This window comes from Streptomyces sp. NPDC014006 (assembly GCF_043088925.1).
Lineage (GTDB): Bacteria > Actinomycetota > Actinomycetes > Streptomycetales > Streptomycetaceae > Streptomyces.
Window position 1 is genome coordinate 421,644 of record NZ_JBICAJ010000008.1, and the last position, 6,305, is coordinate 427,948.

8 protein-coding genes are annotated in these 6,305 nt (G+C 71.3%); 7 read left to right on the top strand and 1 reads right to left on the bottom strand.

The features are described 5' to 3' along the window. Positions 1 to 8: 8 nt before the first annotated feature. The 4 genes from ACF1GV_RS27910 to ACF1GV_RS27925 all read left to right on the top strand — a co-directional run bounded on the left by ACF1GV_RS27910 (position 9) and on the right by ACF1GV_RS27925 (position 2,639). Positions 9 to 347 carry a YnfA family protein gene (locus tag ACF1GV_RS27910; RefSeq protein WP_391685743.1) on the top strand — a complete coding sequence of 113 codons (339 nt, stop codon included), beginning with the start codon at positions 9 to 11 and terminating at the stop codon, positions 345 to 347. A 74-nt stretch (positions 348 to 421) separates the two neighbouring features. After that, a complete protein-coding gene (locus tag ACF1GV_RS27915) occupies positions 422 to 1,198 on the top strand; it encodes an SDR family NAD(P)-dependent oxidoreductase (RefSeq protein WP_391685745.1) in 777 nt (258 codons plus the stop codon). Next, on the top strand, positions 1,198 to 1,353 hold the full coding sequence (locus tag ACF1GV_RS27920) for a hypothetical protein (protein ID WP_363268881.1): 156 nt from the start codon (positions 1,198 to 1,200) through the stop codon (positions 1,351 to 1,353). The genes ACF1GV_RS27915 and ACF1GV_RS27920 overlap by 1 nt, the downstream gene beginning before the upstream one ends. A 14-nt stretch (positions 1,354 to 1,367) precedes the next feature. Continuing rightward, positions 1,368 to 2,639 carry a GNAT family N-acetyltransferase gene (locus ACF1GV_RS27925; protein ID WP_391685747.1) on the top strand — a complete coding sequence of 424 codons (1,272 nt, stop codon included), beginning with the start codon at positions 1,368 to 1,370 and terminating at the stop codon, positions 2,637 to 2,639. On the opposite strand, the gene ACF1GV_RS27930 is transcribed toward ACF1GV_RS27925, so the two are convergent. Then, positions 2,629 to 3,822, bottom strand: a complete 1,194-nt coding sequence (locus tag ACF1GV_RS27930) for an RtcB family protein (protein WP_391685749.1) — start codon at positions 3,820 to 3,822, stop codon at positions 2,629 to 2,631. The genes ACF1GV_RS27925 and ACF1GV_RS27930 overlap by 11 nt on opposite strands. A 202-nt stretch (positions 3,823 to 4,024) precedes the next feature. Between ACF1GV_RS27930 and ACF1GV_RS27935 the strand changes: the two genes are divergently transcribed. The 3 genes from ACF1GV_RS27935 to ACF1GV_RS27945 all read left to right on the top strand — a co-directional run. Next, entirely contained in the window at positions 4,025 to 4,876 is an 852-nt protein-coding gene (locus ACF1GV_RS27935; protein WP_391685751.1) for a DUF3558 domain-containing protein, read from the top strand. Between the two features lie 118 nt (positions 4,877 to 4,994). Further along, positions 4,995 to 5,930, top strand: a complete 936-nt coding sequence (locus tag ACF1GV_RS27940; protein ID WP_391685753.1) for a DUF3558 family protein — start codon at positions 4,995 to 4,997, stop codon at positions 5,928 to 5,930. Between the two features lie 154 nt (positions 5,931 to 6,084). Next, the coding region (locus ACF1GV_RS27945; RefSeq protein WP_391685755.1) for a DUF2637 domain-containing protein at positions 6,085 to 6,305 on the top strand (221 nt) is incomplete at its 3' end.

Below are 6,305 nucleotides of genomic sequence, written 5' to 3' on the forward strand. Positions count from 1 at the left end.
CTGCCCGCATGCCCATCCTGAAGTCGGCCGCCCTCTTCGTTCTCGCCGCGATCCTGGAGATCGGTGGCGCCTGGCTGGTCTGGCAGGGCGTGCGCGAGCACCGCGGCTCGCTGTGGGCCGTCGGCGGCGTCCTCGCCCTCGGCGCGTACGGCTTCGTCGCCACCTTCCAGCCCGACGCCCACTTCGGCCGCGTCCTCGCCGCCTACGGCGGGATCTTCGTCGCCGGGTCCCTGCTGTGGGGCGCCGTCGCCGACGGCTACCGGCCCGACCGCTGGGACCTGGCCGGCGCCCTCGTCTGCCTGGCCGGCATGGCGCTGATCATGTGGGCGCCGCGCGGCAACGGCTGACCGGCCCCGGCCGCACGGCGGCGCCGCCGCCTATCCTGGGGCGAGCCAGCGCACAGACGTCCGAGGAGCAGCCCATGGCCACCGCCGCACCGTCCGCCGCCGCCCGCATCGCCGTCGTCACCGGCGCGAGCAGCGGCATCGGCGCCGCCACGGCCCGCCGGCTGGCCGCCGCCGGCTACCGCGTCGTCCTCACCGCCCGCCGCAAGGACCGCATCGAGGCGATCGCCGAGGAGATCAACTCCGCCGGGCACTCCGCGACGGCATACCCGCTGGACGTCACCGACCGCGCCGCCGTCGACGAGTTCGCGACCGCGTTCAAGACGATCGGCGTGCTGGTGAACAACGCCGGCGGTGCCCTCGGCGCCGACCCGGTCGCCACCGGCGACCCGGACGACTGGCGCGCGATGTACGAGACGAACGTCATCGGCACGCTCAACCTCACCCAGGCCCTGCTGCCCAAGCTGGAGGCGAGCGGCGACGGCACGGTCGTCGTCGTGTCGTCGACCGCCGGCCTCAGCACCTACGAGGGCGGTGCCGGTTACGTCGCCGCCAAGCACGGCGAGCACGTCCTCGCCGAGACGCTGCGCCTGGAGATCGTCGGCAAGCCGGTCCGCGTCGTCGAGATCGCGCCCGGCATGGTCAAGACGGACGAGTTCGCCCTCACCCGCTTCGGCGGCGACCGGGAGCGGGCGGAGAAGGTCTACGAGGGCGTCGCCGAGCCGCTGACCGCCGACGACGTCGCCGAGACCATCACCTGGACCGTCACCCGCCCCAGCCACGTCAACATCGACCTGCTGGTGGTCCGGCCGCGCGCCCAGGCGTCCAACACCAAGGTCCACCGGGAACACTGATGGCCGACGACGAGCCCGAACTGTCGCCGGAGCAGCGCCGCCTGGCCCAGGAGACGAAGGACGAACGCCAGGTGTGGATCTTCCTGGCGTACTTCCTCTTCGGCATCCACATCGTGGCGTTCGTGATGATCTACGCCGTCCGGCACGCCAAGTAGGGCTGAATAGGCGGGTGGACCGACACATACCCTTCGACGCCCTGCGCAACTTCCGCGACCTGGGCGGCTATCCGACCCCCGACGGCACCCGCCGGGTCCGCCCCGGCCGTCTCTACCGCTCCGACTCCCTCGGCAAGATCAGCGAGGGCACGGCGGACTGGGACCGCTTCCTGTCCCTCGGTGTCGGCACGGTCATCGACCTGCGCCACCCGTGGGAGATCGAGCGCACCGGCCGCGTCCCCGAGCACGCCTCGCTCACGTACCACCACCTGAGCATCGAGCACCGCCCGTACAACCAGGCGGCGTTGACCGCCGACGTCGACCCGGGCCCCTACCTGGCCGAACGCTTCATGGAGGTGGCGGAGGACGGCGTGAAGGAGATCCGCGAGGCCCTGGAGACCATCGCGGACTCGGCCCGGCGCGGCACCCCCGTCGTCTTCCACTGCGCCTCCGGCAAGGACCGCACCGGCGAGATCGCCGCCCTCGTCCTCGCCCTCCTCGGCATCGACGAGGCGACGATCATCGAGGACTTCAGCCTCACGGAACTGGCCACCGGGGCCCTGCTCGCCGACTGGCGCACCCGCAACGGCGGCGCGTCCCCCACCTGGCCCGGCTTCGGCCGCGCCCCCGCCGCGATCATGCGTCTGTTCCTGGACGCCCTGAAGGAGCGGTACGGCAGCGTCGAGGCGTACGTCACCGACGCCCTCGGCATGGACGCGACCAGCCTCGCGGCCACCCTGCGCGAGGCCCTTCTGGAGCCCCGCCCCACGGCCCACCCGGCCCTGACCTACCGCAAGGCCGCGGAGGCCGACGCCCCGCTCCTGGTCCGCCTGCGCGACACCGCGGCCCTGTGGCAGCTGGCCCGGGGCATCGACCAGTGGAAACCGGGCGAGAAGGACGAGGCCCACTTCGTCCGCCGTATGCGCGAGGGCGAGGTCTGGCTCGCGTACGCCGGGAACACCCTGACCGGCGCCTGGGAGCTGTGGTGGACCGACGAGGCGGCCTGGGGCCCCCGCCCCGCCGACGCCGGCTACATCCACCGTCTGATGACCACCCCGCACACGGCCCCACCCGGCACGGGCCGGGCGATGCTGGCCCAGGCCGAGTCCCGCATCACGGCAACAGGCCGCCCCCACGCCCGCCTGGACTGCCTCTCGACCAACCCCCGCCTGCGCGCCTACTACGAGTCGGCGGGCTACCGGGTGGTGGGAGAACAGCAGGCCAAGACGGACGGCGGAGGCAGCCCGTACGCGGTGACTCTGCTGGAGAAGCGGCTCAGCCCTTGACGCAGACGACCTGCTTCAGCTTCGCCACGACCTCGACGAGGTCCCGCTGCTGGTCGATGACCTGATCGATCGGCTTGTAGGCGCCCGGGATCTCGTCGACGACGCCGGAGTCCTTGCGGCACTCCACGCCCTGGGTCTGCTCCTCCAGGTCCCGGGTCGTGAAGCGCCGCTTGGCCGCGTTGCGGCTCATGCGGCGGCCCGCGCCGTGCGAGGCGGAGTTGAAGGACTTGTCGTTGCCGAGGCCCTTCACGATGTACGAGCCGGTGCCCATGGAGCCGGGGATGATCCCGTAGTCGCCCGAGCCGGCCCGGATCGCGCCCTTGCGGGTGACGAGCAGGTCCATGCCGTCGTAGCGCTCGCGGCTGACGTAGTTGTGGTGGCAGCTCACCTCGGGCTCGAAGGTCACCTTGGCCTTCTTGAACTCCTTGCGGATCACATCCTTGAGGAGCGCCATCATGATCGATCTGTTGTGCTTGGCGTACTCCTGCGCCCAGTAGAGATCGTGCTCGTACGCCGCCATCTGCGGGGTGTCCGCGACGAAGACCGCCAGGTCACGGTCGACCAGGCCCTGGTTGTGCGGGAGCTTCTGGGCCACGCCGATGTGGTGCTCGGCGAGCTCCTTGCCGATGTTGCGGGAGCCGGAGTGCAGCATCAGCCAGACAGCGCCGGCCGTATCCGTGCAAACCTCAACGAAATGATTTCCGGATCCGAGCGTCCCCATCTGCTTCGTCGCCCGTTCCTGACGGAATTTGACCGCCTCGGCGACGCCCCCGAACCGCCCCCAGAAGTCGTCCCACCCGGCCGTGGCCAGCCCGTGGAACCGCCCCGGGTCGACCGGGGCGTCGTGCATCCCCCGCCCCACCGGAATCGCCTGCTCGATCTTCGAGCGCAGGCGTGACAGGTCGCCCGGCAGGTCGTTCGCCGTCAGTGACGTCTTCACCGCCGACATCCCGCAGCCGATGTCCACGCCGACCGCCGCCGGGCACACCGCGCCCTGCATCGCGATGACCGAGCCGACCGTCGCGCCCTTGCCGTAGTGGACGTCGGGCATGACGGCCAGGCCCTTGATCCACGGCAGGGTCGCCACGTTCCGCAGCTGCTGCAGCGCCCCGTCCTCGACCGTCGCCGGATCCGTCCACATACGGATCGGCACCTTGGCACCCGGCAGCTCCACGTACGACATCTCAGTTTCCTCATTCCCCCGGAAAACAGAACAAAAGTCTTGGATCGCAAAAACCGGCGCCAAGGTCGATGAAAAGGACAACGGACCGGCGTCCACGGTCGTGCGTGCGATACACATGGTGCACAGGGGGCGCCCCCGTGCGGCAAGCGAATAACCAGCGCGGACACCGACCGCCCGCGCACCGTCGAGAGGAGCCTCACCCGTGCAGCGCAAGGCGTACGTACCCGGCACCGTCGCCCTTCTCGCGGCGCTGCTGGCCGCCTGCACCAGCGGCTCCGACGAGGGCGGCCGTACCGACAACTCCAACCCCGGGCAGCCCGGCACGGCCACCGCGGTCGCCGAGCCCGGCAAGTACCGCACGCTGCCCCAGCCGTGCGGCGTGGTCGGCCACGACACCCTCGACGCGCTGCTGCCCGGCATCCGGCAGATCACCGACGAGGAGCAGCGGCAGAAGGCCTACCAGGGCGAGGCGGAGCTGACGTACAACACCGACCGCAAGGTCGGCTGCCGTTGGAAGGTGGAGTCCGCAGCCGCCACCGACCATCTCTCCGTGGACTTCGAGCGGGTCGTCTCCTACGACAGCGCCGTCAGCGACGACACCCAGGCCGAGCAGCTCTTCGCGCGCCTGGAGACGGCGGCCGACCTGCCGGCGCCGCGCACCTCGGCCACCGCGGACTTCGACACGGCGAGCCCGTCCGGGACGCCGTCCAAGACGGCACCCTCCACCGCGCCCTCCGTGTCGTCGTCCGGTGCGCCGTCCGGGTCCGCTTCCGGCTCCGCCTCCCCGTCGCCGTCGGCCTCGGCCACCACCGACCTCCAGCCGCGCACCCTGGACGACGTCGGCGACGAGGCGTTCCTCGACGACCAGCTGGGCGGCCCGGGTTCGACGGCCAAGCAGCGCACGGTGACTGTGGCGTTCCGCACGTCGAACGTCATCGTGACCATCCGGTACGAGGAGCAGCCGACGACCGTCACCGCGGTCCCGGACAGCAAGGAAATGCAGGACAGGGCCCGGAAACTGGCGGCGCAGCTGGACGATTCGCTGTCCGGCTGACCCGCCCGGCGCTCCCCGCCGCCCCCGTCCGGAGAGCGGACGAAGCCCGACCGCGTGGCTGCGGCACCGCGTACCGTGGCCCCTCGGACCCGTTCCGACCGCAGGAACCACGAGCCACATGAGTGAAGGAACCATGCAGCGACGAGCCCAGCGTGACGACCAGCGTGAGATGCGTACGAAGCGCCCGCAGCGCGCAGCGCGGCTGAACCGCGTCCTTGTCTGCGCGGCCGCCGTCCCCGTGATGCTGGTGGCCGCCGGTTGCTCCTCCTCGGACTCCGGCTCCGGTGACCAGGCCAAGGCCGGCTCCAGCGCAGGCGCGAGCAGTTCGTCGTCGGCGGCGGCGAGCGCGTCGCCGACCGTGCAGGCGGCGGCGTACGCCAAGTTGCCGCAGGCGTGCGGGGTGCTGTCGAAGAAGACGCTGGACGACCTGGTGCCCAAGGGCCCCAAGGGCAAGGAGGGCAGCTCCGGCGACATCGCCACGCGGGCCAGCTGCTCCTGGAACAGCCTGGACAACAAGGGTGTGAAGGGCTCGCAGTTCCGCTGGCTGAACGTCTCCCTGCTGCGCTTCGCGTCGGACGCCTCGCGTGGCTCCGGCAACGAGCAGGCGCACGCGTACTTCCTGAAGCAGGTGCAGGAGGCGAAGTCGACGGCGGGTGCGAAGAACACCACGTCGCAGCCGGTCGCCGGGGCGGGCGACGAGGCGACGACGGTGCGCTACGACCTGAAGAAGAAGGAGGGCGACTTCAAGCAGCAGACGGTCGTCGCCCGGGTCGAGAACGTCGTCGTCACCCTGGACTACAACGGCGCCGGCCTGGCCGGCGACAAGGCGCCCGACGCCGGTGAGCTGACGAAGGCCGCGGAGCAGGCGGTGAAGGAGGCGGTGGCCTCGGTGTCGTCCGCGAACGGCGACGGCGGCGGCTCGGGCGGGACCAGCGGCACGGACGGCGGCAAGGCCCCCGCGTCGCCGTCGGCCTCCGCGTCGAAGTCCGCGTCCCCGTCGGCCTCCGCGTCGAAGCCCGCCTCCCCGTCCGCTTCCGCGGCGAAGAAGGGCTGACGCCCCCGTAGGACGTCAACAGGCCCCGGTCTGGGCCTGTTTGCCGGAACCCGGCCCTCCGCGGGGCCGGGCTCCGGCCGTACCGGCACGACGTTCGCCGTACACATGTGCCACCCTGTTGCGCGCAACAGCATGCAAGGGGAGGGGAGTACGAGTGGCCGCGCCACTGAAGCTGACTCGGATGCACCGCGTTCTCATCGGTGTGGTCGTGTCGGGCGCCCTGATCATCGCGGGGATCGGCTTCGCCGGTTCCTACGCCGCCGTGCGGGAACTGGCGCTCAAGAAGGGCTTCGGCAACTTCTCCTACGTCTTCCCGATCGGCATCGACGCCGGCATCTGTGTCCTGCTCTCCCTGGACCTGCTGCTGACCTGGAT